This window comes from Streptomyces sp. CNZ301 (assembly GCF_004217425.1).
Map to the genome: position 1 here is coordinate 3658542 of NZ_SHLG01000001.1, position 25708 is coordinate 3684249.

General features: G+C 70.4%; 22 protein-coding genes and 1 pseudogene. 14 read left to right on the top strand and 9 right to left on the bottom strand.

What is annotated here, in order from left to right:
* Positions 1–29: 29 nt before the first annotated feature.
* Positions 30–1346 (bottom strand): glutamate-1-semialdehyde 2,1-aminomutase, encoded by a 1317-nt coding sequence (hemL, locus tag EV375_RS15810; protein ID WP_207228135.1) that lies wholly within the window; start codon positions 1344–1346, stop codon positions 30–32.
* A 198-nt stretch (positions 1347–1544) separates the two neighbouring features.
* On the opposite strand from hemL, the gene EV375_RS15815 reads away from it, so the two are divergent.
* Positions 1545–2099, top strand: a complete 555-nt coding sequence (locus EV375_RS15815) for a hypothetical protein (RefSeq protein WP_074466950.1) — start codon at positions 1545–1547, stop codon at positions 2097–2099.
* A 187-nt stretch (positions 2100–2286) separates the two neighbouring features.
* Here the strand turns inward: EV375_RS15815 and EV375_RS15820 are convergent, their stop codons facing one another.
* The 3 genes from EV375_RS15820 to EV375_RS15830 all read right to left on the bottom strand — a co-directional run bounded on the left by EV375_RS15820 (position 2287) and on the right by EV375_RS15830 (position 4465).
* Complete coding sequence (locus tag EV375_RS15820) at positions 2287–2730, bottom strand: SRPBCC family protein (RefSeq protein ID WP_130299999.1); 444 nt, start codon at positions 2728–2730, stop codon at positions 2287–2289.
* Between the two features lie 245 nt (positions 2731–2975).
* On the bottom strand, positions 2976–3626 hold the full coding sequence (locus tag EV375_RS15825) for a TetR/AcrR family transcriptional regulator (RefSeq protein ID WP_130300000.1): 651 nt from the start codon (positions 3624–3626) through the stop codon (positions 2976–2978).
* Between the two features lie 95 nt (positions 3627–3721).
* Positions 3722–4465: a FadR/GntR family transcriptional regulator gene (locus EV375_RS15830; RefSeq protein ID WP_130300001.1), complete on the bottom strand. Its 744-nt coding sequence runs from the start codon at positions 4463–4465 to the stop codon at positions 3722–3724.
* Between the two features lie 213 nt (positions 4466–4678).
* Between EV375_RS15830 and EV375_RS15835 the strand changes: the two genes are divergently transcribed.
* From EV375_RS15835 to EV375_RS15865, 7 genes are all read left to right on the top strand, one after another.
* Positions 4679–6460: an L-lactate permease gene (locus EV375_RS15835; RefSeq protein ID WP_130300002.1), complete on the top strand. Its 1782-nt coding sequence runs from the start codon at positions 4679–4681 to the stop codon at positions 6458–6460.
* Between the two features lie 54 nt (positions 6461–6514).
* On the top strand, positions 6515–7219 hold the full coding sequence (locus EV375_RS15840; protein WP_130300003.1) for a helix-turn-helix domain-containing protein: 705 nt from the start codon (positions 6515–6517) through the stop codon (positions 7217–7219).
* A gap of 293 nt (positions 7220–7512) precedes the next feature.
* Positions 7513–9117 (top strand): FAD-dependent oxidoreductase, encoded by a 1605-nt coding sequence (locus EV375_RS15845; RefSeq protein ID WP_130300004.1) that lies wholly within the window; start codon positions 7513–7515, stop codon positions 9115–9117.
* A gap of 118 nt (positions 9118–9235) precedes the next feature.
* Positions 9236–10030, top strand: coding sequence for an SDR family NAD(P)-dependent oxidoreductase (locus tag EV375_RS15850; RefSeq protein WP_130300005.1), 795 nt, complete (start codon positions 9236–9238; stop codon positions 10028–10030).
* A 264-nt stretch (positions 10031–10294) separates the two neighbouring features.
* Complete coding sequence (locus EV375_RS15855) at positions 10295–11260, top strand: hypothetical protein (RefSeq protein ID WP_130300006.1); 966 nt, start codon at positions 10295–10297, stop codon at positions 11258–11260.
* A 27-nt stretch (positions 11261–11287) separates the two neighbouring features.
* Positions 11288–11998: a DUF3558 domain-containing protein gene (locus tag EV375_RS15860; RefSeq protein WP_130300007.1), complete on the top strand. Its 711-nt coding sequence runs from the start codon at positions 11288–11290 to the stop codon at positions 11996–11998.
* Between the two features lie 109 nt (positions 11999–12107).
* Positions 12108–13670 carry a DUF2637 domain-containing protein gene (locus EV375_RS15865; protein ID WP_130301885.1) on the top strand — a complete coding sequence of 521 codons (1563 nt, stop codon included), beginning with the start codon at positions 12108–12110 and terminating at the stop codon, positions 13668–13670.
* A gap of 40 nt (positions 13671–13710) precedes the next feature.
* Here the strand turns inward: EV375_RS15865 and lysS are convergent, their stop codons facing one another.
* On the bottom strand, positions 13711–15504 hold the full coding sequence (gene lysS / locus EV375_RS15870) for a lysine--tRNA ligase (protein WP_486588502.1): 1794 nt from the start codon (positions 15502–15504) through the stop codon (positions 13711–13713).
* A 113-nt stretch (positions 15505–15617) separates the two neighbouring features.
* Here lysS and argS point away from each other — a divergent pair, with 113 nt between their 5' ends.
* A complete protein-coding gene (argS, locus tag EV375_RS15875) occupies positions 15618–17393 on the top strand; it encodes an arginine--tRNA ligase (protein WP_130300009.1) in 1776 nt (591 codons plus the stop codon).
* Between the two features lie 176 nt (positions 17394–17569).
* Here the strand turns inward: argS and EV375_RS15880 are convergent, their stop codons facing one another.
* Complete coding sequence (locus EV375_RS15880; RefSeq protein WP_130300010.1) at positions 17570–18742, bottom strand: epoxide hydrolase; 1173 nt, start codon at positions 18740–18742, stop codon at positions 17570–17572.
* A gap of 103 nt (positions 18743–18845) precedes the next feature.
* Here EV375_RS15880 and EV375_RS15885 point away from each other — a divergent pair, with 103 nt between their 5' ends.
* Positions 18846–19421 (top strand): CGNR zinc finger domain-containing protein, encoded by a 576-nt coding sequence (locus EV375_RS15885; protein WP_130300011.1) that lies wholly within the window; start codon positions 18846–18848, stop codon positions 19419–19421.
* A 140-nt stretch (positions 19422–19561) separates the two neighbouring features.
* Here the strand turns inward: EV375_RS15885 and EV375_RS15890 are convergent, their stop codons facing one another.
* From EV375_RS15890 to EV375_RS15900, 3 genes and pseudogenes are all read right to left on the bottom strand, one after another.
* Positions 19562–19768 carry a DUF397 domain-containing protein gene (locus tag EV375_RS15890; RefSeq protein ID WP_130300012.1) on the bottom strand — a complete coding sequence of 69 codons (207 nt, stop codon included), beginning with the start codon at positions 19766–19768 and terminating at the stop codon, positions 19562–19564.
* A pseudogene (locus EV375_RS15895) lies at positions 19765–19947 on the bottom strand (Scr1 family TA system antitoxin-like transcriptional regulator); the annotation flags it as partial. The pseudogene EV375_RS15895 and the gene EV375_RS15890, both read right to left, overlap by 4 nt.
* Positions 19938–20636, bottom strand: a complete 699-nt coding sequence (locus tag EV375_RS15900) for a class I SAM-dependent methyltransferase (protein ID WP_486588503.1) — start codon at positions 20634–20636, stop codon at positions 19938–19940. The pseudogene EV375_RS15895 and the gene EV375_RS15900, both read right to left, overlap by 10 nt.
* Before the next feature lie 256 nt (positions 20637–20892).
* On the opposite strand from EV375_RS15900, the gene EV375_RS15905 reads away from it, so the two are divergent.
* From EV375_RS15905 to EV375_RS15920, 4 genes are all read left to right on the top strand, one after another.
* A complete protein-coding gene (locus EV375_RS15905) occupies positions 20893–22398 on the top strand; it encodes an FAD-binding protein (RefSeq protein WP_130300013.1) in 1506 nt (501 codons plus the stop codon).
* A 212-nt stretch (positions 22399–22610) separates the two neighbouring features.
* Positions 22611–23414, top strand: a complete 804-nt coding sequence (locus tag EV375_RS15910) for an SAM-dependent methyltransferase (RefSeq protein WP_130300014.1) — start codon at positions 22611–22613, stop codon at positions 23412–23414.
* A gap of 417 nt (positions 23415–23831) precedes the next feature.
* Positions 23832–24548 carry a GntR family transcriptional regulator gene (locus EV375_RS15915; RefSeq protein WP_130300015.1) on the top strand — a complete coding sequence of 239 codons (717 nt, stop codon included), beginning with the start codon at positions 23832–23834 and terminating at the stop codon, positions 24546–24548.
* A gap of 110 nt (positions 24549–24658) precedes the next feature.
* The gene (locus EV375_RS15920; RefSeq protein ID WP_130300016.1) at positions 24659–25666 is read left to right on the top strand and encodes a 1-aminocyclopropane-1-carboxylate deaminase; all 1008 of its coding nucleotides are present in this window, start codon (positions 24659–24661) and stop codon (positions 25664–25666) included.
* Positions 25667–25708: the final 42 nt, after the last annotated feature.

The following is a 25708-nucleotide window of genomic DNA, read 5'->3' on the forward strand; positions in this document are numbered from 1 at the left end:
GCGGCCCGGGCCCTTACCGCCCGCCGCGCTCATGCGGTCGCCTCCGCGGCGGCGCGGGCGGCGGCGGGAAGCGCCTCGGCGACGCGCTCCAGCGCGCCGTCGTCGTGCGCGGTCGAGACGAACCAGGACTCGAAGGCGGACGGCGGAAGATAGACGCCCTGCTCCAGCATCGAGTGGAAGAGGGCCTTGAACCGGAACGCCTCCTGCGCCCTCGCGCCCTCGTAGTCCGTGACGGGCTCGTCGGTGAAGAACACGGAGAACATGTTGCCCGCGGCCTGGAGCCGGTGGGCGACGCCCGCCTTGTCCAGCGCCTCGGTCACAGCACGGCGCAGCTGCTCGGAAGCCGAGTCCACCGCCGCGTACGCCGCGTCGTCCAGCAGCCGCAGCTGCGCGACGCCGGCGGCCGTGGCGACCGGGTTCCCCGACAGCGTGCCGGCCTGGTAGACGGGGCCGGCAGGTGCGAGGCGCTCCATCACGTCGCGCCTGCCGCCGAAGGCCGCCGCCGGGAAGCCGCCGCCCATCACCTTGCCGAACGTCATCAGATCGGGGACGACTTGGTCGATTCCGTACCAGCCCTGCTTGCTGACGCGGAAGCCCGTCATCACCTCGTCCGAGATGAACAGCGCCCCGTGCGCCCGGCAGATCTCCTTGAGTTGCTCGTTGAAGCCGGGCTTCGGCGGCACGACGCCCATGTTGCCGGGGGACGCCTCGGTGATGACGCACGCGATCTCGTCGGGCTGCGCGGCGAACGCGGCCCGTACGGCGTCGGGATCGTTGTACGGCAGCACGATGGTCTCCGCCGCCTGCGCGCCCGTCACGCCCGGGGTGTCGGGCAGGCCGAACGTCGCGACGCCCGAACCCGCCGACGCGAGCAGCGCGTCGACATGACCGTGGTAACAGCCCGCGAACTTCACGACCTTCGCACGCCCGGTGAAACCGCGCGCCAGGCGGATCGCGGACATCGTGGCCTCCGTGCCGGAGGAGACCAGCCGCACCTGCTCGACCGGCCCGACGCGGTCCACGATCTCCTCCGCGAGGGCGACTTCGTCCTCGCCGGGCGTTCCGAACGACGTGCCCCGGCTCACCGCCGCCTGGACGGCCGCGATCACTTCGGGGTGCGAATGGCCCAGAATCATCGGCCCCCACGAACAGACGAGGTCGACGTACTCACGCCCGTCGGCATCCATGAGGTACGGACCGGCCCCGGACACCATGAACCGGGGCGTACCGCCCACGGCTTGGAAGGCGCGGACCGGAGAGTTCACGCCACCGGGCGTCACGGCGGCGGCGCGGTCGTAGAGCGACTGCGATACTGGGGCCTCGTACGAGTAAGTCACGAGGACCATGGTGTCAGAGCATCCCGACGGCACCGCGTCGTCGTCCCGCGGGTGGGTATAGGGGACATGAGGAGCCGGTCAGGTACCGGCCCGGTAACACGGGGATTACCCGCCCGCCGCGGGGCGTTTCACGACCGGCAGGACGGGGAGGTCTCTGTCACGATGATCGGGTTGCGCGGCGGCGGCCGCGAGTGGTCGGGTGGTGACATGCAGCGCGGTGGTGGACTGGGAGAGGGTACCGGGGACCTCGGTCCGGAGCGCGCAAGCGGACGTCACCGGAGAGACGCGGCGGAAAGAGACACTGGGAGCAGCAAGGGTGGCGGCCGAGTGGGGGTGACCTACAAGTACTTCGGCGCCCCGGACGGCGCTACGGCGGCCCGGGTCCCCGTCTCCATGCGCCCCGAGGAGCTCGGCGGTGACGAGTTGGGTCACGGCATGTTCACCAAGATCAAGCCGGAGACCATGGCCGCGATGGTGCTCACAGGCATCGAGGGCATACCTCTGCACCGGGTGCCGCCGCTCGAACTCGTGGTGCTGCACCCGGATTACGCCGTCGTGAAGCTGCCGATGACGGTCGTGGACCCGCTGCGCGGAATCGGCGAGGAGTCGGTGGGCGCGGCGGCTTTCATCTGGTCCACGGTGCCCGATCGCGCGGGCCCCCAGGACGCCTTCAACGTGTACCAACTCCTGCACGAATGGCAGGACTTCTCCGACCGCCTGCACATGGCGGGCCACCAGCCGTACTGCCTGGTGTGGCCCTGAGCGTCCGGTCGTTCGGCCCGGTGCGGCCCCGAACGCGTTCCGGTGCGGCGCCCGGGCCGGGCCCGCGCAGCCGGGCACACGGCTGAGACCGGCAGTCATGCACTCGCGCGCGAACCGTGCCCCGGCGCGGGCCCGGTGACGGGCCCGGCGATCGGACACCCCCGGAAGGGGACCGGACCGTCCCCGGTCAGGCGCCCGAACTTCCGTTCCCGTCCGCGGCCTTCTCGGCTGCGCGCTTGAACTCGCCCAGGTCGTAGTTGGTGAGCGTGGAGTCCAGGTTGGTCAGGGCTCCGAGACGCTCGACGAAGTCCTGCGGGTTGTACTCGATCTGGAGCGTCACCCGGCTCTTGGTGTCGCTGAGCCTGTGGAAGGTGACCACCCCGGCGTGCTCGACGCCCTCCGTGGTCCTCCAGGCGATGCGCTCCTGAGGGATCAGTTCCGTGACTTGGGCGGTGAAGCTCTTCTCGGCGCCGGGGAGCGAGAGCCACCAGGAGAAGGACCTGTTGTCGATACGGACGACGTCCTTAACGTGGCTCAGGAACTTCGGCCACTCGGCCACGTCGCTCCACAGCGCCCAGCTCACCGCGACCGGAGCTTCGACGTCAACGGTCTCTACGAGGGAGGAGGACACTCTTCGTCACCTCTCATGGGAAGGGGCTCGTTACGGTGCGCTGAGTACCCCGGGACAGGCACTCAAGGCATGTTCGCCGCCACCGATTCGCCGGGGCCCCCTGGCCGTCCGCCCGTCGCTCGTCCAACTCCTGTCCATGTGGACGATGTTGGCTGCTCGCAGGAAATTCTTCGGATCGCGGGCGGGACGGACTTCCCACCGGGGCGCGTCCGGCGGGGCGGGTGCGCTCGTCCGCCGGACAGGCCCTACGGGCTCTCAGCGGTCAAGTAGCGCCGGACCGTGGGCCCGAGCCAGCCCACGATCTCCTCGTGCGTCATCGCCACCGCGGGCGGCAGCTTCAGCACGTACCGGCTCAGGGCCATGCCCAGGATCTGTGAGGCGAGCAGGGCGGCGCGCGCGGGGACCTGCCGGGGGTCCGGGCACACGGCGGCCACCGCGGGCGACACCTGGTCGCGGAAGACCGACTGCACCCGTTCGGCGCCCGCGGGGTTGGTGACGCCGACGCGCACCATGGCGTTCAGCGTCTCGTCGCCCTCCCAGCGCTCCAGGAAGTGGCGCACGAGGCGCGTGCCGACCTCCTCGGCGGGAACGCCGGTCAAGTCCGGCAGCCGCAGGTCGATTTCGGAGGCGGCGGCGAACAGGCCCTCCTTGTTGCCGAAGTAGCGCATGACCATCGACGGGTCGATGCCCGCGTCCCGCGCGATGGCGCGGATCGTCGCGCGCTCGTAGCCGTCGGTCGCGAACCGCTCCCGCGCGGCGCGCACGATCGCCGCCCGAGTTGCGTCGGAGCGGCGTGGGGGCCGGCCCTCCGCCGCCTTCGGCGGTGCGGCCGCCGGGTGGGCACCGGCGTCCGCACCTGCTCCCGCGGCGGAACCTGCCCGTGCTTCGTCTTCCATGCCAACGAATGTAGGCCAACACCTGTTGACAGGCTAGTCGGCGAGGCGCCGGCGTGCGGTGCCGCTCCGCCGCCAGGACCTGTACGGGCCCGTGCTCAGGGAACGGGCGACAGGGAGGGTACGACGATGTCCCGGTGCACGGAGCGGATGTGCGCCTCCACCGCCTCACCCGCGCGTTCGGCCTCTCCCGCCGCCACGGCGTCGTAGATCGCCCGGTGCTCCGCACGCAGCCTGGTGGCCACCGCCTCCCAGTCCTCCACCCGGTGGAAGACCGTCAGCAGGGTCTGCCGGACCGCGTTGCGCACGGAAACCGTCAGGTCGGCCACCATGCGGTTGCCCGCGGCATCGGCGATCGCGACGTGGAAATCCGTGTCGCAGTCGTTGAACACCTCCCGCGGAAGCCCCACCGCGTCCATGCGGTCGAGCTGTTCGCGCATCCGCGCGAGATCGTCCGCCTTGGCGTGCTCGGCGGCCAGCCTGGCGCTCGACCGCTCCAGGACGGCACGCGCCTCGACGACGTCGTCGAGGGAGAAGTGCGCGAGTGCTATGTGCAGCCTGAGGAACTGGGTGAGTCCGGCGCCCGGCATCGCGATGATCACGTTCCCCGAGTCCGGCCCCGTGCCGACCCGGGGCCGAAGGGCGCCCTGGGCCTCCAGCACGCGCAGCGCCTCCCGGATCGCCGCCCTGCTCACGCCGAGCATCTCGCTCAACTCCCGCTCCGGCGGCAGCCGGTCGCCGACCTTGAGCCTGCCGTCGAGGATGAGCTGCTCGATCCGGGTGAGGACCAGTTCGTACGTGCGCGAACGGGTTACGGGTTCCCAGTCGTCCGGTCCGGCCATGAAACCCCTCCCAGATCCGCGACGTCGGGCCGCTCCCCGGCACTCACCACCGGACCGGGGACCACGCGGTCGCGGTGAGCGTAACCCAACAGCCCGCACTTTGGTCTGACCAAGTTCTGTCAGTCATGTGCCTTCTCTGGACAGCGAGTTGGGCACTTCATAGTGTGTGGCAGCTTCAACGCATGGTCTGACCAAATCCGTACGGGGATGCCCTTGTACCAGCCCGCTCTCTCACCGCTCTCCGGCGGCCTCGCACTGTCGGCCCTCGTCGCCGCACTGCCGCTGCTGACTCTTTTCCTCCTGCTCGGAGCCGCACGGGTCAAGGCACACTTGGCCGGCCTCTCCGCCCTGGCCGTCGCGCTGGGCATCGCCGTCGCCGTGTACGGGATGCCGCTCAAGCTGGCCGCCCTGTCCGCGGCCGAGGGCGCGGTCTTCGGTCTCTTCCCCATCGGCTGGATCCTCGTCACGGCCATCTGGCTGTACCAACTCACCGTCGTCAGCGGCACGTTCGAGGACCTGCGCCGGTCCCTGCGGCTCATCAGCGACGATCCGCGCGTCCTGGCGGTCGTGCTGGCCTTCTGCTTCGGCGCCCTGCTGGAGGCCCTCGCCGGCTTCGGCGCACCCGTGGCGATCACCGGCATCATGCTCATCGCCCTGGGGTTCCCGCCCTTCCGGGCGGCCGTCACGGTCCTCGTCGCCAACACGGTTCCCGTCGCCTTCGGCGCCATGGGCATACCCGTCATCACGGCAGGCGCGCTGACGAAGATCCCGTACACCGAGATCGGCTCGTACGTCGGCCGGCAGGTGCCCGTGCTCGCGCTCGTCGTGCCGCTGCTGCTGACGGTGATCGTGGACGGCTTCCGCGGACTGCGTCAGATCTGGCCCGTGGCCCTGGTCTGCGGAGTGACCTTCGCCGTGGTGCAGTTCGTCAGCTCCAACTACATATCCGTCGAACTGACCGACATCATCACCTCCCTCGCCAGCCTGGTGGCGGCAGTCGCCTTCCTGCGGTTCTGGCAGCCGAAGGGCAGCGAGCAGGCGAGAGCGGACCTTCTCGGCGCCGGCGGAGGGGCCGGGCCCGGCGGACGGGGACGGCCGGACACCGCAGGACGCGCCTACGGCGGGCACAGCCCGGGAGGCCACAGCCCCGGAGGCCAGTCGGTGCCGGCGGCGCGAACCACACACGACGGGCGGCCCGCGCCCGGAACACCCGGCGCGCACGCAGGCGATCAGGCTCCGCCGGAGACCGACGGCAGGCGGCTGGCCGCGGCCTTCACCCCGTACATCATCGTCATCTCGGTCTTCTCCGTGGCCCAACTGTGGACCCCGGTCAAGGAGTTCCTCGGCAGCACGAGCATCGCAATCCCCTGGCCGGGGCTGCACGGGAAGCTCCTGACCGTCAACGGCAACCCGGTGGACTCCACCGTCTACAACCTGGCGTGGCTGTCGTCGCCGGGGACTCTGCTGCTGCTCTCGGGTGTGGTCACCGCGCTGGTCCTCCGCATCGAACCGCAGGTGGCGCTCAGGGAACTCGGGGCCACGATCGTGAAGTTGAGGACAGCTCTGCTGACCGTCGCGTCCGTACTCGCCCTCGCCTACGCGATGAACCTCTCGGGCCAGACCATCACCATCGGCACCTGGATAGCCGGCAGCGGGAGCGCGCTCGCGCTGCTCTCGCCGGTGCTGGGCTGGTTCGGAACAGCGGTCACCGGCTCCGACACGTCCTCGCAGGCGCTGTTCGCCAGCCTTCAGTACACCGCCGCGAAGGGGGCCGGCCTCGATCCTTCACTGCTCGTCGCGGGCAACGCCTCGGGCGGCGTCGTGGGCAAGATGATCAGCCCTCAGAACCTGACGATCGCCGCGACGGCCGTGGGGTGTGCCAGCCAGGAGTCCGAGCTGCTGCGCTCGACACTCAAGTGGAGCCTCGGACTGCTGCTGATTCTCTGCGTGTTGATCTATGCACAGTCCGGCATCATGGCCTGGACGCTGCCCTAGGTCCTTTGACATTCTTTGCCCCGGCCCGTGGCTTGCCGTGAGGAAGCAGAAGAAGTGGACCGCTTGTCCCTGTACCCGTCGTCCGACCCCCGCAGACCCGCGTTCAACCGTGAGGCGGCACGCAGCACGCGCCAGGCGCTCGGGATGCGGGCCGAGGACGTCGCGTCGACGATGCTCAGCGCCTACGGGGTGCAGGTCACGCCGCTGACCGTGCTGAGCTGGGAGTCGGGCGACCAGAGCCCCGGGGAGCGGGAGTTGACCGCACTGGCGGGTGTGCTGTGGTGCTCCGTCGGGGATCTGATGGGGTCGCTCAGCAGCGTGCACCAGCACCGCCTCGCCCGCGGGGTCTCCACGTTCGACATGGCACTGCGGCTGGGCCTCTCCCCCACCGAGTACGAGGAGATGGAGCGCGGCGGTGGCTGGCGGCTGACCCGGCGCCAGGCCGAACTGCTCGGCGACGCACTGGCGTTGCCGTTGCGTGCCCGCCTGGACATCACCGGGCGGGACGCACGGGCCGGCGAGCTGCTGCGGCGGGCGGTCACGACCCGCTGGCAGCCGTACGTGCAGCCCGTGTGCAAGCTGCTCGACCTGCCCAGGGCCCGCGTCGGCGGGATATTGCACCACCTGCACTCCGAGTACCAGGAGATGGTCGGAACCGTGGACTGGGGCGGCGGGACGATCTCCATGGAGCCCGGCGAGGAGGGGCGCGCCTTCCTCGCGCGCCTCGTGGACGTGTTCTGCGAGCGGCTCGAAGCCTGACGCCTGATTCTGCATGCGATCCAAGAGCCTGACGCCTGATCCTGCGCGCGGCCCAAGAGCCTGACGCCTGCGTCCGCCTGCCGGCCACTCGGACTCAAGAACGGTGCCGCGAACGGTGCCGCGGACACCGGCGGGCCGCAAGCTCCGGGCCGCCGATGGTCGGGCCCTCCCTGTTCCACCCGTGCCAACATGCGTGGGCCAACACGCGTTGACACTCCCGCCGTGCCGTCCTACCGTTATGCCAACGAGCGTTGACCAACATGCGTTGGCACCTGCATTCCGGGGAGGCTTCCATGGCACGCAGCGGCACGGACGGCACGGCCAGCACCGGCACCCCGCTCCCGGACGCCCCCGGTACGGCGGACGTGCTCGTCGTCGGAGCCGGCCCCACGGGGCTCATGGCCGCCGGCGATCTGGCCGCCGCGGGGCACAGCGTCACCCTCGTCGAGCGACGGGACGAGACGATCAGCAACCTCTCCCGCGCACTCGTCGTGCACGCCCGCACCCTCGAGCAGCTGGACGCCCGCGGGCTCGCCGACGAACTGATCGGCACCGGCGCGCGGATGGACTCGCTCGGCCTCTTCGGACGGGCGGTGCTCCGTCCCGGACAGCTTCCCGGGCGCTTTCCGTTCGTGCTGGTCACGGGCCAGTTCGAGGTGGAGCGGCTGCTGGAGCGGCGCGCCCGCGAGGCAGGAGTGACCTTCCTGTACGGCACTGAGGTCCTCGGCCTCCGCCAGGACGGCACCGGCGTCGAGGTGGACGTCACCCAGGCACCCCCCGACGCGGAATCGGGCGCGGCCTCGGCGGTGGAGCCGGAGGCGGAGACCCCGGCAGCGGTACGCACGCTCCGCGCCTCGTACCTCGTCGGCGCCGACGGCGTGCACAGCACCGTCCGCGGACTTCTCGGGCTCCCCTTCCCCGGCAAGTCCGTCCTCCGCTCGATCGTGCTGGCCGATGTGCGGCTGTCCGACCCCCCGGCCACGCCCTTCCTCGTCAACGCCACGGAGGACGGCTTCGCCCTCATCGCCTCCTTCGGGGGCGGCTGGTACCGCGTCATGGGCTGGAACCGCCACCGGCAGCACCCCGACCGGGACCCCTCCGGCCAGGAGCGCGGGGAAGGAGAACCCGGCCTGGAGGAGGTCCGGGAGCTCGCCGCCAAGGCGCTGGGCTCCGACCACGGGATGCACGACCCCCGCTGGATCTCCCGCTTCCACAGCGACGAACGGCAGGCGCCGCGCTACACGGTGGGCCGCGTCTTCCTCGCGGGCGACGCCGCGCACGTCCACTCGCCCGCCGGAGGCATGGGCATGAACACCGGGCTCCAGGACGCCGCCAACCTCACCTGGAAGCTCTCGGCTGTGCTGCGCGGACACTCCCCCGTGGCTCTGCTGGAGACGTACGACAGCGAACGGCACCCCGTCGGCGCCCTCGTGCTGCGCATGAGCGGCGCCATCCTCCGGCTCGCCCTCACCCGCTCCGCCGCGGGCCGTGCGCTGCGCTCCGCCGGCGCCGAAATCGTCAACCGCGTACGGCCGTTGGCGAACCGCGCGGTGCGGATGGTCTCCGGCATCGCCATCTCCTACAAGTCTCCGCGCGGCTCCCACCCGCTGGCCGGCAGACGGGCGCCCGACCTGCCGCTCACCTCGGGACGGCTCTACGAGACCCTGCGCCGGGGCGCGTTCGTCCTCGTCTCACCGCCGGAGGGCCCGCCCCCGGACACGGGCGAGGAGGCCGACGACCGTACCGTGCACGTCCGTTCGGCGGCCGTCGGCACGCGGACGCTGCTCGTGCGGCCCGACGGCTACATCGCCTGGGCTGGCGACCGGCCGGACCGGCGGAGCCTGCGTCGCGCGCTGGCGGAGTGGACGGGATCGCCGGCCGTCAGGTCCGCGGCCTGAGCCCTCCCGGCCGCCGGCCATCAGGTCGTGGTGTGCCCTCTCCCGGCCGCCGCCCGGGAGAGGGCAGACCACGGCCGCCCCGGCAGCCAACTGGCCCGTACGACGTAGCCTTTGGCCCATGAGCATCCGTACCGCCGTCATCAGTGGCGCCAGCAGCGGCATAGGTGCCGCCACCGCACGCCGGCTGGCCGCCTCCGGCTACCGGGTCGTGCTCACGGCCCGGCGCCAGGACCGCATCGACGCCCTGGCCGCGGAGTTGACCGACGCGGGTCACGAAGCGGTGGCCCACCCCCTCGACGTCGCCGACCGGGCGGCCGTCGACGCCTTCGCGGCGGGGCTCGACCGCTGCGACGTCCTGGTCAACAACGCGGGCGGCGCCCTCGGCACCGACCCCGTCGCCACCGCCGACCCCGCGGACTGGCGCCGCATGTACGAGGTCAACGTCCTCGGCGTGCTGCATCTCACGCAGGCGCTGCTGCCGGCGCTGTGCCAGTCTCACCCTGGGCCTGACGGCCCGGGTGCTGCCCCCGACTCCGGCGAGGGGACGGTCGTGGTCGTCTCCTCCACCGCGGGCCACGCGACGTACGAGGGCGGAGGCGGTTATGTGGCCGCCAAGCACGGTGCGCACGTACTGGCCGAGACGCTGCGCCTGGAGCTGTGCGGTGAGCCCCTGCGCGTCATCGAGATCGCGCCCGGCATGGTGAAGACCGACGAGTTCGCCCTCACCCGCTTCCGCGGTGACACCGAGCGGGCCGCCAAGGTCTACGAGGGCGTGGACGCACCGCTGACCGCGGAGGACGTGGCGGACACGATCGACTGGGCCGTGACCCGTCCCCCGCACGTCAACGTCGACCTTCTCGTCGTACGCCCCCGCGCCCAGGCGTCGAACACGAAGGTCCACCGCCGGCGCTGACGGCGGGCGAGCAGGCGAACGGCCCGGCACCGGCGCGCGAGCACGGGGCCGACTGCCACCGCCTCACGCCGGCTTCGTCACTACTGCGCGAAGGCCGCACCGCCACCCGTAAGGGGCGGAACGGAAAAAGCGAACTTCGCGCAACATAGACACCCCTTGGCCGGACGGCTCCGCCGTGCGTGCGGTAGACATTGTCTTCCGTGGCCCGCCACGGCTCCGACACATTCCCGACCGGACGGCTGAGCGCCGAGCAGGAGGCAGACAGTGCAGCGGAGGGCAAGGACGTACCTGAGCGGCGTCGCGCTGGCCGTCATGCTCTCCGGAGGTCTCACCGCGTGCAGCGGATCGTCCGACGAGGGCAACGGCGAGGACACCAAGCAGGGCAACTCGTCCCCCGCCCAGCCCCCGGCCGAACCCGGCAGGTACAGCACGCTCCCCGAGCCGTGCGGGGCCGTCGGCATCGGCACCCTCAAGAAGCTGCTCCCCGGCGCCGAAGCGGCCGAAAGCACCCCCGGAAGCACCACGTCGGGCAAGAACGCGGACGCCGACCCGGACGACTCCCCGTACAAGGGCGAGGCCACCGTCACCTACGACACGGACCGCCGCGTGGGCTGCCGCTGGAAGAGCGCCACGAGCCTCGCCACCCGCCATCTCGCCGTCGACCTGGAACGCGTCGTGTCCTACGACCCGGCCATGAGCGACGACAAGCAGGCACAGCTGCTCTACGACGAGCGCGCGGGCCAGGCCGAGATCCCGACCGACGACGAAAGCGACTCACCGGCCGAGGACGGCGACGCGGACAAGGGCGAGAACGGCGACGCCGAGGGCGACGCCGAGAGCAGCGGCAAGAGCAGCGGCAAGAGCGAGGACGCCGGGAGCCAGGACGCGGACGGCAAGAACCAGGGCGGCGGCGGGAGTGAGAAACCCGACAACGGGGCCGCCGGTGAATCCGACGAGGACCCCGACGCGTCCCAGTCACCGGACGAGGATCTCTCTCCTCGTATCCTCGACGGGATCGGTGACAACGCCTACATCGACGACGAACTGGACACCACGGATTCAGGTGTCCATCGTGACATCACGCTCGTCTTCCGCAGCGCGAACGTGATCGCCACGATCCGGTACGACCAGTGGCTCACGGACAAGCGGCGCACCCCGGACAGCGCCGAGTTGCAGGAGAAGGCCCGTAGCGTCGCCGAAGAACTCGCCGGGGAGTTCGACGACAACTGACGCAGACCTACTGGAAGCGAAGGAATCATGCCCCGTAACGCACAGCGGACATCACAGCGACGCTCGCCGCGTCTCGCACGGACGCTCGCCTGCGCGGCAGTGGCGGTCCCCGCGCTGCTGGTGGCGGGATGCTCCTCCGACTCCGGCGGCCAGAGCAGCACTTCGGCTCCCGCCGACGACAATGCCGAGCCGAGTGCTGCGCCCGTGAAGTTCAAGGAGCTGCCCGACGCCTGCAAGACCGTCTCCCGCGACACGGTCAAGAAGCTGACCCCGAAGACGGACAACGCCTCCGGCAAGCGGATCGGCTCCGGCAACACCAAGGACTCCGGCAGCTGCCTGTGGAGCGGCCTGGACAAGTTCGACTACCGGCAGCTGACCGTCTCGCTCAAGCGCTTCGACTCGGACGCCTCGCGCGGCTCCGGCAACGAGTTGGCCGGCACGTTCCTGACGCAGCAGGCCGACGCGGTCAAGTCGGACAAGTCGAACAAGGACGTCAAGTCCGCCTCGGCCGGCGGGATCGGCGACAAGGCGACGTCCGTGAGCTACGAGGCCGAGAGGAAGAACGGCAAGAAGTCCGAGGACTTCCGCGAACACAGACTCGTGGCGCGCAGCGCCAACGTCGTCGTGACCGTCGACTACGCCGGTGCCGGCTTCGAGAGCGGCAAGACCCCCGGCGCCGACGAGTTGAAGAAGAACGCCGAGAAAGCGGCCAAGGAAGCGATCGCGTCACTGAAGTGACTCACCGCCCCGCGGCACACCCGCGCGGCGCGGACTTGACGCATGTGCCAGTCTGGTGCGCCGCGCAGGTTTCCAAGGGTGGGGGACAACTCCAGTGCAGGCCGTACAACTGACTCGTACACACCGCATATTGGCCGCGGTGGTCGTCATCGGTGCCGTGACGATCGCCGCCATCGGTTTCGCCGGATCCTTCGCCGCCGTGCGCGACCTCGCCGAACAGAAGGGCTTCGGGGCCTTCGCGCCCTTCTTCCCCATCGGCATCGACGCGGGCATCGTCGTACTGCTCGCGCTGGACCTGCTGCTCACCTGGATCCGCATCCCGTTCCCGCTGCTGCGCCAGACGGCGTGGCTGCTGACGGCGGCCACCATCGCCTTCAACGGCGCCGCCGCCTGGCCGGACCCACTGGGCGTGGGGATGCACGCGGTGATCCCCGTCCTCTTCGTCGTCTCCGTGGAGGCCGCGCGGCACGCGATCGGACGGATCGCGGACATCACCGCCGACAAGCACATGGAGGGCGTGCGCGTCTCCCGCTGGCTGCTCGCCTTCCCCTCCACCTTCCGGCTGTGGCGCCGGATGAAGCTGTGGGAGCTGCGCAGCTACGACGAGGTCATCCGCATGGAACAGGAGCGGCTCGTCTACGAGGCGCGGCTGCACGCCCGCTACGGACGCAACTGGCGGCGCAAGGCCCCCGTGGAGTCGATGATGCCGCTCAAGCTCGCGCGCTACGGCGTCCCGCTCTCCGAGACCGGGCCCGCCGGTCTGGCGGCGGCCGGCATCGAGGCACCCGCCACCCTGACCCGCGCGAGCGGCGCCGCACCGGGCCTGGCCTCCCCGGCCGGCGGACGGCAGCGCGCCGAGCTCACTGCCGGCGCGGAGCGGGAGGTCGGGGAGGACCGTCAGGAGCGCCGCGACGGGCACGCGGCGGCGACCGCACCGGAGCGCACGGAACCGTCGCAGCCGTACGGGGAGTACGCGAACGAACAGCAATCGCAGTACGGCGAGTACGGCCACTACGGCGAGTACGCGTACGAGCAGAGGCCGCGGTACGGGCAGTTCGGGGAGCAGGAACCGGAACAGGAACCGGAGCAGCCGCAGCCCCGGCCCCAGCCGCGGCAGCACGGCACGGCACCGGCCCCCGCGCAGGAGCCCGGCCCCGCGCAGGAGCCCGACCCCTCCCGCGAATACACCTACGCCGCGGAGACGCAGCCCTCCGGCCCCCAGGTCACCGTGCCCGTCGGTCCGGGCCGGCGCCGCGCGCTGGGCAACTCCAACGCGCCGGGCGGCAGCAGCGGCCCCGCCTACCTCCCACCGCAACGGACCCAGGAGCAGCAGCTGTTCATGGAACCGGCACCGGCGGACGGTGCGGCAGGTGACGAGTACGGGTCGGTGCCCGAGCGCGACCCGGCACCCCCGGCACCGTCCGCCGCCGACGACGCGGACCCTGTGGGCATACCGGACGGCGTGCCCCGTGAGGAGTACTACTTCCTCGCCTACCGCCAGTTCGTCGCCTCGCAGGGCAGCTTCCCGAACGCGCGGCAGCTCTCCCGTGCCCTGCACGAGGGCCACGGTGTGACCAACGCGGACGGCTCACTGCTCAGCGAGGCCTATCTGCGCACCTACACCCGGGAGTTCAAGGAGCGCTACAACGCGGAGATGGGGCTCGCGGGCTGAACGCCCGGCCAGGCCGGAGCGCGCCCCGCCGGGACCGGCGTCACGCGCCCAGCAGCTTGCGCACCCGGTCCGACCCCACCGCCAGCAGCAGCGTCGGCAGCCTCGGCCCCGTCTCGCTGCCCACGAGCAGCTTGTAGACGAGCGCGAAGAACGACCGCTGCGCCACCTTCAGTTCGGGTGTCGGCTTGGCATCGGGATCGATGCCCGCCTGCACCTTCGGCACCCCGTACACGAGCTGCGTCAGCCCTTCGAGCGACCAGTGGTCCTCCAGCCCGTCGAGCAGCAGGCGCAGCGACTCGCGCTGCTCGCCGTCCAGCGACTCCAGCAGCGCCGTGTCGGGTTCGTCGCGTACGCGCGTGCGCTGCTCCGCGGGGACCTGTGTGGTGATCCAGCGCTGTGCGCGGTCCAGGCGCGGACGGACCTCGTCCAGCGAGCCCACGGGACGTTCCGGGTCCAGTTCGCTCAGGATCCGCAGCGTCTGCTCGTCGTTGCCCGCCGTCACGTCGACCACGGACGCGAGCGTCCGGTACGGCAGCGGACGCGGCGTGGAGGGCAGCGGCCCGGCGGCCGTCGAGGAGGCACGCAGGTGCGCGGCGACGTCCGCCGGCTGCGCCGTGCCCGTGGCGAGCTTGCGCTCCAGGGCGTCCCACTCGTCGTACGTGCGCTGGATCTCCTGATCGAAGGCGACCTTGAAGGACTGGTTCGGCCTGCGGCGGGCGTAGAGCCACCGCAACAGCGGAGCCTCCATGATCCCGAGCGCGTCGGCCGGTGTGGGCACGCCGCCCTTCGACGACGACATCTTCGCCATGCCGCTGATGCCGACGAAGGCGTACATCGGGCCGATGGGCTGCTCGGCGCCGAAGATCTCCTTCACGAGCTGCCCGCCGACGACGAAGGACGAGCCGGGCGACTGGTGGTCGACGCCACTGGGCTCGAAGACCACGCCCTCGTAGGCCCAGCGCATCGGCCAGTCGACCTTCCACACGAGCTTGCCGTGGTCGAACTCGCGCAGCAGCACGGTCTCGCTGTGCCCGCAGCCGCCGCACGTGTACGTCAGCTCGGTCGTCTCGTCGTCGTAGGCCGTCACCTTGGTGGTGTCCCGCCCGCAGGCCGTGCAGTACGGCTTGTACGGGTAGTACGCGCCGGTGCCCACCCCCGAGCCGTCGTCCTCGGCGGCGGCGCCCGAGCCCTCCTCGGCCTCGAGTTCGGCGGCGTCGGGCTCGCCCTGCTTCTGCTTCTTCTTGCCGCCGGCTCCGGAGGACGCCTTGTCGAGCGTGCGGTAGCGGTCCAGCACCGCGTCGATGCGCTCCCGTTCGCGCATGGCGAAAAGGATCTGCTCGCGGTAGGCGCCCGAGGTGTACATCTCCGTCTGGCTGATGCCCCGATACTCGACGCCGAGCTCCGCGAGGGAGTCCGCCATGGCCGCCTTGAAGTGCTCGCCCCAACTGCCGTACGGGCTGCCGGGAGGGGCGGGCACCGAGGTCAGCGGCTTCCCGATGTGCTCGTCCCACGAGGAGTCGACGCCCTCGACCCCCGCGGGCACCTTGCGGAACCGGTCGTAGTCGTCCCACGAGATGATGTGCTCGCACGCGACGCCGCGCCGCTTGATCTCGTCGGCGACCAGGTGCGGCACCATCACCTCGCGCAGGTTGCCCAGGTGGATCGGGCCGGACGGCGAGAGGCCGGAGGCGCAGACAACGGGTTTGCCCGGCGCGCGACGCTCCGCTTCGGCGATGACGTCATCGGCGATGCGGGAGACCCAGTCGGTCTCGACGGCGGTCTGAGGCACGTCCGGCACTTCCTTCTCTCTGCGCTGCCATGTCTGCGCGGCCATTGTCCCACTGCGCGGGGCGGGGTTTCACACTCAATACTGCTGCGACGCCCGTGGGAGCCGCGTGAAATACTCGTATTCCGACCCATCACCCACGTACGGAACGGCTCGCATTCATGCCCTCGGTCCCGTCGCTCGCCGTCACGCTCCACAAGTGCCTCGCGGAGGCCTTCTCGGCCGTCCTGCCCGAGGACACCCCCGGAGAGTGGATCGACCCCATGCTGCGACGCAGCGACCGGGCGGACTTCCAGGCCAACGGCGTCCTCGCGCTCGCGAAGCGCCTCAAGACGAACCCGCGTGACCTGGCCGGCCAGGTCGTGGAGAGCCTGCCCGCCAACGAGGAGATCGCCTCCGCCGAGGTCTCCGGCCCCGGCTTCCTCAACGTCGACGTCACCGACGCGGCCGTGCTCCGCAACCTCGCCGCGCGCTCCGACGACGAGCGGCTGGGCGTCCAGTACGCGGAGCACCCGGGTACCACGGTCATCGACTACTCGCAGCCGAACGTGGCGAAGGAGATGCACGTCGGCCATCTGCGTTCCACCGTCATCGGGGACGCGATCACCCAGATCCTGGAGCACCGGGGCGAGAAGGTGATCCGGCGGCACCACATCGGCGACTGGGGCACGCAGTTCGGCATGCTCATCCAGTACCTCGTCGAGCACCCGCACGAGCTGGACCACGAGTCCGACTCGGCCGACGCGAAGGACGAGGGCGAGGCCGCCATGGCGCGCCTCAACCGCCTCTACAAGGCCGCCTATTCGCTCTTCGAGACGGACGAGGAATTCAAGGCGCGCGCCCGGGACCGGGTCGTGGCGCTCCAGTCCGGGGACGAGCAGTCCCTCACCCTCTGGCACAAGATCGTCGACGAGTCCAAGACGTACTTCCAGGGCGTCTACGAAGTGCTCGACGTCGAGATCCGGGACGAGGACATCGTCGGCGAGAGCGCCTACAACGACGGTCTGCAGGCCGTCGTGAGGGACCTGGAGTCCTCCGGCGTCGCCGTGCGCTCCGAGGGTGCCCTGTGCGTGTTCTTCGACGACGTGAAGGGCCCCGACGGCACACCCACACCGCTGATCGTGCAGAAGTCCAACGGGGGCTTCGGCTACGCCGCCACCGACCTCGCCGCGATCCGCGACCGCATCGGCGAACTCGGCGCCGACACCGTGCTGTACGTCGTGGACGCCCGGCAGGCCCTGCACTTCCGCATGGTCTTCGAGACGGCGCAGCGCGCCGGCTGGCTCCCCGAGGGCGCCGCCAGGCAGCTCGCCTTCGGCACGGTCCTCGGCAAGGACGGCAAGCCGTTCAAGACGCGGGCCGGCGGCTCGGTGCGGCTGGTGGACCTGCTGGAGGAGGCGACGCAGCGCGCGGCCCTGGTCGTACGGGAGAAGGCCCAGGACCTCACCGAGGAAGAGATCCAGGAGCGTGCCACCCAGGTCGGCATCGGCGCGGTCAAGTACGCGGACCTGTCCAACTCGATGACGCGCGACTACGTCTTCGACCTGGACCGGATGGTCTCCCTCCAGGGCGACACCAGCGTCTATCTCCAGTACGCCTACGCGCGGATCCAGTCCATCTTCCGCAAGGCGGGCGACGAGAAGGCGAAGGTGCACCCGACGCTGGACCTCCAGCCCGCGGAGCGCGCCCTGGCGCTGCACCTGGACGAGTTCGGCGACACCCTCGCCGCCGTCGCCGAGAACTACGAGCCGCACAAGCTGGCCTTGTACCTCTACGAACTGGCCACGCTCTACAGCCCGTTCTACGAGACGTGCCCCGTACTGAAGGCGGACACACAGCAGTTGGTCCAGAACCGCCTGTTCCTGTGCGACCTCACGGCACGCACGCTCCGCCAGGGCATGACGCTGCTGGGCATCCGCACGCCCGAGCGGCTCTGAACCGATTGCCGGGGGCGGACGGTTGACGGCAGGAGCGCGGCCTTCGCACGAGGGTCCGCGCCCCGGGGATGCCCGGGTCCGGCTCATCGTTCGTGCGTGCGTGATCTCCGGGCGATCAGGGCGACTCGGGGCGCGAGCCGGACCGGGCGGTGATCTGTGCCGGCGCCCGGCCGCGTTCACCGATTGGCGGCCAGCACTGCCGCGAGGCCCTCTTGCAGATCTTCGACGAAGTACTCGGGAACCTCCAGCGACGGGAAATGTCCCCCGCGTTCGGGCGCCCTCCATCGGACGATCTGCCGGTACCGCTCCTGTGCCCAGGGGCGCGGACACTTCTCGATGTCTCGGGGATACACGCTGATCGCTGACGGGACGTCGACCCGAAGTTCGGGATCGAGCGAGTTGTGGCTTTCGTAGTAAATGCGGGCCGCCGACGCGCCGGTTCGCGTCAGCCAATACAGGGTGACGTCGTCAAGAACTCTGTCTCTGGAAAGAGTCTCGAACGGGCTGTCTTCGGTGTCTGTCCACTCGGCGAACTTGTCGAGGATCCAGGCGAGAAGCCCGACCGGTGAATCGACGAGCGAGTAGCCGATGGTCTGCGGTCGGGTCGCCTGCTGCTTCGCGTACGCCGCGCGGTGGCGCCAGAAATCGCGGGTTTCCTCGGTCCATTTGCGCTCGGCCGCCGTCAGCCCGTCCGTTGCCAACCCGGGCGGTGCCTGCGCGGTCGTTGTGTGGATGCCGAGAACGTGCGCCGGGAACCTGCCGCCGAGGACCGTGGTGATCACACCTCCCCAGTCGCCGCCGTGGGCTGCAAACTTGCTGTAGCCGAGCCTTGCCATCAGATCCACCCAGGCGGCCGCGATCTTTTCGATTCCCCACCCGGTAGTGGTCGGCTTGTCGCTGTAACCGAATCCCGGTAGCGAGGGGGCCACGACGTGGAACGCCGGTGCGTCTGCGTTTTTCGGATCTGCCAGTTCGTCCACTACGTCGACGAACTCGGCAATGCTGCCTGGCCAGCCGTGCGTCAAGATCAGTGGAGTGGCGTCTGCTCGCGCGGATCGGCGGTGCAGGAAGTGGATGCCCAGACCATCAATGGTCGTGCGGAACTGACCGATCCTGTTGAGGCGCGCTTCGAACGACCGCCAGTCGTACCCGGTGCGCCAGTAGTTCACGACATCGACGAGGTCGGCGAGGGGAACGCCCTGTTCCCATCGGCGAGGGTCGGGCGCGGCGCGATGGACCGTCTCAGCCTCCGGCAGTCGCGCCGCGGCCAGTCGTGCGCGTAGATCGTCGAGGTCGGCGCCTGTTGCCTGGGCTTCAAATGCTTGCACGTCGCTGGTCGGACGGGGCATGAGACCTCCTGGCCATCGTGGAACCGGCTACCACCCATCGCGAACCGGCTAAGGCGGTTCTACCGTGCCTTCATCCCAGCACGCAACCGGCTAAGGTGGTTCCATGCGTGCCGGCTTCCCTGACTTCCGCCTCGGCAGCGTGCTGGCGACCAGCTTCACGGGGACTCTGTCGGAGCGTCACGGCAACGCGGTGGAGCGCATTCCCACGCCACGGCGGCTCATCGACTGGCTGGCAGTGAACGGTCTCGCCGTCGACTCCTGCACCACTGCCCAGCTCGACCTCGCTCGGGAGCTGAGGGAGTCGATTCACGCCGCCGCGACAGCGGCCGCGGTCCAGGACGCTCTCCCTGCGTCTGCTGTCCAAGTCATCAATGACTGCAGCGCCCAGGGTCGGGCCGCGGCCGTCCTGACGCCCGAGGGAAAGCGGCGATGGCAGCTCAGCTCGGCTTCCCGCGTGGAAGACGCCCTCGGCGTGATCGCCGCCGACGCGGTCGGCATCATCGCAGGCGAGCGAGACGGAAAACTGGCCTTGTGCGCATCACCGACCTGCCGAGCCGCCTTCTTCGACACCAGCCAGAGTCGCACCCGCAAATGGTGTGACATGAACACGTGCGGGAATCGCCAGAAGAAGGCGCGCTTCAATGCCAACCAGCACAAGAAACCCAGATCAGCGAAGTGATCGCAACGGCCCGACCGACGCGGTCAAGGGTGCCCCGCGCCTCCGCCCTGGACTTCTGGAACCTCGCCAATTGCATCGCCAGGGACTTGCTTGAACCGGTGGCTTCAGACCCCGCCTGCACCCTCAGATGCGATGGGCCGCTACCCGGCCGCGAATTCCGAGAACGCGCTCCAACTGACGGCGCCGAAGGCCAGTTGGGGACCGGCCACGTCCTTCGAGTCCCGTACCCGCACCCCGCCGGGACCGACGGCCGCGACCTCTACGCACTCCGGGCCGTCGTTGCTGCTGTAACTGCTCTTGACCCATTCAGGAGTTGAGCCGTTCCGGGCAACGGACTTGAGCGTCATGTCTCCCCCAAGGCTTTGGCGACCAGGGCCAGGGAATCACTCGGTGTGAGCGCCTGTGCACGGATGATCCCATACCGCATCTCCAGGATCTGCACTTCTTTCGGATCGGAGATGAGGCGGTTGGTGAGCTGGACCTCCGTGTGCCCGACGGCCCCGCCGTCCTTGAGCCTCAGCACACGATGACGTCGTAGCGTTCTTCGACGGGCAGGGGCTTCTCCGGCGGCTCGCTCCGCGCTGCGGCAGCCAGACCCGAAAGACCCTTGCGGAACTGCTCATTGCTCAGGCAGGTGAACTTCGACTGCGGACGAGCCACCAGTCGGACGTGGTAATCGCGCAGGCTCGCCGTCACCGGCTGAGCGAAGGACGTGACCGACTCCAGGGCGAATCCGGCGGCCGCGAAATCTGCGATGACCTCCCGCTCGCCCGGGAACCGGCGCTCATCAACCGTGCGCAGCGCCGGCCAGTAGTCGTAGACCACAGCGTCCAGCCGTTCACGGAACGTCGTCCGGACGATCGCCTTCCCGCCCACCCGCAGGACGCGGGCCAGCTCAGCTGCCGCCCTGGCCCGGTCGGGGATGTGATGGATCACGCGGGAGAGAAAGGCCAGGTCGAAGGTGTCGGCGAAGGCGGGCACAGCCTCCGCCACCCCCGACACGTACAGCACGCGGGGGTGCGCATGGTGCCGCTTGGCCTCCGCCAGCATCGCTTCTGAGGCGTCCACTGCGAGGACACTCGAGCCTTCGAGCCAACGGGCCATCGCGGCGGAGAACATGCCCGTCCCGGCACCGACCTCGATGACGGACGGGGCCGGGCGGGGCGAGCAGGAAGCGATCAACTCGACCCAGGCCCGCAGGGATTCCTCAGGCATCGCGTTGCCCGCTCGTAGGCGTTGGCCAGGCGCTCGTCGTCATGGACACGGTTCATGCGGACTGATCCTGTCGCAAGGGCACACAAGCTCGCAGCGCGAATCTTGAGCTGCTGCGGCCGGACCTCCGGCCGCCGACCGGGACGACCGGGACGACCGGGGCGACCGGGGCGACCGGCAAGAGGCGCGCGCAACTCACGCGCGCAAGTAGCATCCACCGCCGGGAGACACCCGCTGACGTCGCATCAGGAGGAACACCATGCGCCGGGAACGCTCAGAACCCTCGAGACGGACCGCTGCCCTGTACGGCCTGACGACCGCCGCCGCGGCCGTCGTCGGATTCGACCCCTCGGCACGTGCCTGGGCCACGGAACGCACCCGGCCTCCGCGCTCGGCCGACGGCGGTTTCGACGATGTGCCGCCTCTGGACGGCCAGTTGCTCACGGACGACGCCTCGCGCGACGCCGCGGCCGAGGACTTCGGGCACATCGTCCACCGGCGTCCGGCGGCGGTTCTGCGTCCCGGTTCCGTCGACGACGTCGTGGTGATGGTCCGCTTCTGCCGCAAGCACGGCATTCCGGTGGCGCCCCGGGGCCAGGGGCACGCGACGAACGGGCAGGCGCAGACCGAGGGCGGCCTGGTGATCGAGACCGCGCCGCTGAAGGACATCGGCCCCGTTCAGGGCTACGGCCAGGACCGCACGGTGACGGTGGGCGCGGGTGCCCGCTGGAGCGCCGTCGCCAAGTCCACGCTGCGGGACGGGCTCACGCCTCCGGTCTTCACCGACTATCTCGAACTCTCCGTCGGCGGCACGCTGTCCGTCGGCGGTCTCGGCGGTCAGGCGCACCGGCACGGCGTGCAGACGGACACCGTCTCCGAGCTCCAAGTCGTCACGGGAGCGGGCGAGTTGGTGCGCTGCTCGGCCACGCGGCACGCGGACCTGTTCGACGCCGTCCGTGCGGGGCTCGGCCAGTGCGCGGTCGTGGTGGGTGCGACGCTTCGCCTCGTACGGGCCCCCGAGACGGTGCGGCACTTCCAACTCCCCTACAGCGACCTGGCCGTGTTCGTCGAGGACCAGCGCCGGCTGACGGAGGAGGGCCGCTTCGACTACGTCGAGGGCCTCGTCTTCCCAGACGAGACCGGGGACTTCCGTGTGCACGTCCTGGAGGCCGTCGCGTACGGCCCGCCTGCGGGCCCCGAACCGGACGACGAGGCGCTGCTGGAAGGGCTGCGCTTCGAGAGCGCGGGCATGACGGCCGACACCCTCGACTACTTCACGTTCCTCGACCGGCTCGCACCGGGCGTCGCCGAGCAGAAGGAACAGGGCCTGTGGGACGACCCCCACCCCTGGCTCAACCTGCTCCTGCCGTCGGCCTCCGTCGAACCCCTGGCCTCCGGCATCCTCGACGCCCTCAAGCCGGAGGACGTGGGTACGAGCGGAGTCGTGCTGCTCTACCCGCTGCGCGGGGACGTGCTGCACACGCCGATGCTCCGGATGCCGGACGACCCGGCGCCGTACCTGCTCGCCGTGCTGCGCACGAGTCCGCCGGACGAGCCCGCCACCGTCGACCGGTTGCTCGCGGCCAACCGCGCCGCGTACGAGAAGGTCCGCGACGCGGGAGGCAAGCAGTACCCCGTGGGTTCCGTCCCCTTCCAACGTGCGGACTGGCGCGACCACTTCGGCAGCGCCTGGCCGGCGCTGGAGGCGGCCCGCCGCCGCTACGACCCCGCGGGCATCCTCGTCCCCGGCCAGGGAATCTTCTGAGACACGGGGCGGCCCGGCCCTCCGTCCGCGACCGGGCGGAGGGCCGGGCGGCCCCCGGCACACTGCCGCCTCCCAGGACCTTCAACACGCAACCATCGTTCTGATAGTTTCAAATCGGCTGCGCAGAAGGGCTGTTGACGAACCGGCAAGGACTCGGACGTGATCTGCCCCGCACCCGTCCCACGCAGCAGCGGCAGAAGAGGAAGCACAGCATGACCGGTTCCGGCGCCCGTCCCCAGCAGATCGACACCAGCAAGGCCCACTCCGCCCGGATGTACGACTACTACCTCGGCGGCAAGGACTGGTACCCGGTCGATCAGGAGGCGGCCGAGAAGGTCAAGCAGGTCTTCCCCTTCATCGTCACCGGTGCACGCGCCAACCGGGACTTCATGCACCGCGCGACGCGCACGCTCGCAGCCGAGTACGGCATGCGGCAGTTCATCGACATCGGCACCGGCATCCCCACCGAACCCAACCTGCACCAGGTCGCCCAGAAGGTCGCTCCGGACGCACGCGTCGTCTACGCCGACAACGACCCGACGGTGCTGGAGTACACCGACGCGCTGACCCTCAGCAGCCCCGAGGGCCGCACCGCCTACGTGCACGCGGACCTGCGCCACGACGCCGTCCTGGAGTCGCGGGAGCTGCGTGAGGTCATCGACCTGGACAAGCCCGTCGCGCTGTCGATGCTCGCGGTGACCCACTTCCTCCCCGACGAGGACGGGCCCGTCGAGATCGTGCAGGAAATGGTTCAGCGCCTCGTCCCCGGCAGCTTCCTGGTGCTCTCGCACGCCACCCCGGACTTCAACCCGGCGGCGGAGAAGGCCGTCGAGGTCTACCGCCAGAGCGGGACCCCGGCCCAGATACGCACCAAGTCCGAAATCATGCGCTTCTTCGAGGGCACGGAGCTGATCGAGCCGGGCCTGACCACGACTCACCGCTGGCGCCCCGACGGGGACTCCGGCATCACCGACGCGGACGCGTTCTTCTACGCGGGCATCGGCAAGAAGCTCTGAGCCGGAGTTCTCCGACCCCTGCCCAGGCCGCGTCGACCGAGTAGTGCGGCCGGGCGGTCCGTCACACCTGAGGCCCGTTTACGGCCCCGGCACTACTGCCCGGAATCCTCACCGCCGGTCGATGAACACCGCGTCGGCACATGGACTTTGACGTCGGGCCGGCACCTGCCGGCCGCGTGCGGACCGGATGCCCTCCTGTGGACAGGGCCCGGGGTGAGCCGACGGGAGCTTTGGGGACGGGAACGCTGACGCGTCGGTCCGGTCCCCGCGCTGCCGCCTGCCGCCTGCCGCCTGCCGCCTGCCGCCGGCCGCCGGCCGCCGGCCGTGGAGGCGTACGCAGCTCAGGGTGGTCCTGCACACCCCGCATTCATCGCCGCCTCTTGACGGGTTGGCGTCATGCGGCGTGCAATATATTGCATGCCGATTCCCAAGAGCCGTGGGCTCGTCTCCAGGTCCCTGCTGAGGGAGGACGCCTACCGTGCGATCCGTGACGCGATCGTCGACGGCACACTCGCCCCGGGCGAGCGGCTCAACGACGCGGACCTGGTGGCGTGGCTGGGGGTGAGCCGCACCCCGGTGCGCGAGGCCCTGGCCCGTCTGGAACACGCAGGGCTCGTCCAGACGAAGCCGGGCCGCTACACCATGGTCAGTCCGCTGGACGTGCGTGCCGCACGGGCCGCCCAGTCGGTGACGGCGGCCATGCACGAACTCGCCGTCCGCGAGGCGCTGCCCAACCTCTCCGCCGCAGAACTCGGCGCCATGCGGGACGCCAACACGCGTTTCGCAGACGCCCTCGCACGCAACGACGTCGACGCCGCGGTGGCCGCCGACGACGACTTCCACGGTGTCGCGGTCACCGCGTGCGCCAACCCCGCCCTGCGCTCCGTGCTGGAGCAGTTCACACCGGTCCTGCGGCGCCTGGAGAGGGTGCGCTTCTCCTCTCTGAGCGGGCGGAGCTCACCCGCACAGCACGACCGCATCATCGAGCTGTGCGAGGCGGGTGACGTCGAGGGGGCCGCCGCCGCCACGCGCGCCAACTGGCAGACCCTGGCCGCCCTCCTTGACGTCGCGCCACCGCGGAACCGGGCCGAAGACACCGACGGCCACCGGGGGAATGCCCTGCCCCGGCAGTGACCGGGACCGGTCCTGAGCACCTGCACCGGTGGGTGTCCGCGCAGCCCGCATCCGAACCGTTCCACCCACCGTCCCGCCCCCGACGGCAGCACCCCGAAGGAGAACCCGCCATGCCTCTCGACAAGTTCGAGCGCTATCCACTGCTGTTCGGTCCCAGCCCCGTCCACCGCCTGGAACGGCTCAGCGAGCATCTCGGCGGGGCCCGGATCTGGGCCAAGCGGGAGGACTGCAACAGCGGTCTCGCCTTCGGCGGGAACAAGACCCGCAAGCTGGAGTACCTGCTCGCGGAAGCCCTGGCGCAGGGCGCCGACACCCTGGTCAGCATCGGCGGAGTCCAGTCCAACCACACCCGTCAGGTGGCGGCCGCCGCCGCACGCGCCGGCCTGAGGGCGGTGCTGGTCCAGGAGAGCTGGGTGGACTGGCCCGACCCGGTCGACGACAAGGTCGGCAACATCCTGCTCTCCCGCATCATGGGCGCCGACGTACGCCTCGTCCGGGCCGGTTTCGGTATCGGCTTCAAGGACAGCTGGCACCAGGCGATCGAGGACGTGCGCGCCGCGGGCGGTACCCCGTACGCGATACCCGCCGGCGCCTCCGATCACCCCCTGGGCGGTCTCGGCTTCGCCGCATGGGCAGATGAGGTGCAGCGGCAGGAGCGCGAACTCGGCGTCTTCTTCGACACGATCGTGGTTTGCAGCGTCACGGGCAGCACACAGGCGGGCATGATCGCCGGGTTCGCCGGGCAGGACCGCCCTCGCCGCGTCCTGGGCATCGACGCCTCCGCCGAAATCGGCCGGACCCGGGCGCAGGTGGAGAAGATCGCCCGGGGCACCGCCGGTCTCGTCGGCTTGGAGCGGGAGCTGCGCGACGACGAGATCACCGTGCTGGAAGGGTGGGCGGGGGACCGGTACGGCGTGCCCGTGGACTCCACCCTGGACGCCATCCGGCTCACCGGCCGCCTGGAAGGCGTGATCCTCGACCCGGTCTACGAAGGGAAGTCCATGGCCGGGCTCATCGATCTCGTCCGGAACGGCGGGATCCCCGGGGACTCGAACGTCCTGTACGCCCACCTCGGCGGCCAGCCCGCTCTCAACGCCTACAGCGGCGTCTTCCGCTGAGGGCGCCACCGCCGGGCGCCGTACACGCGCCGAACGACCCCC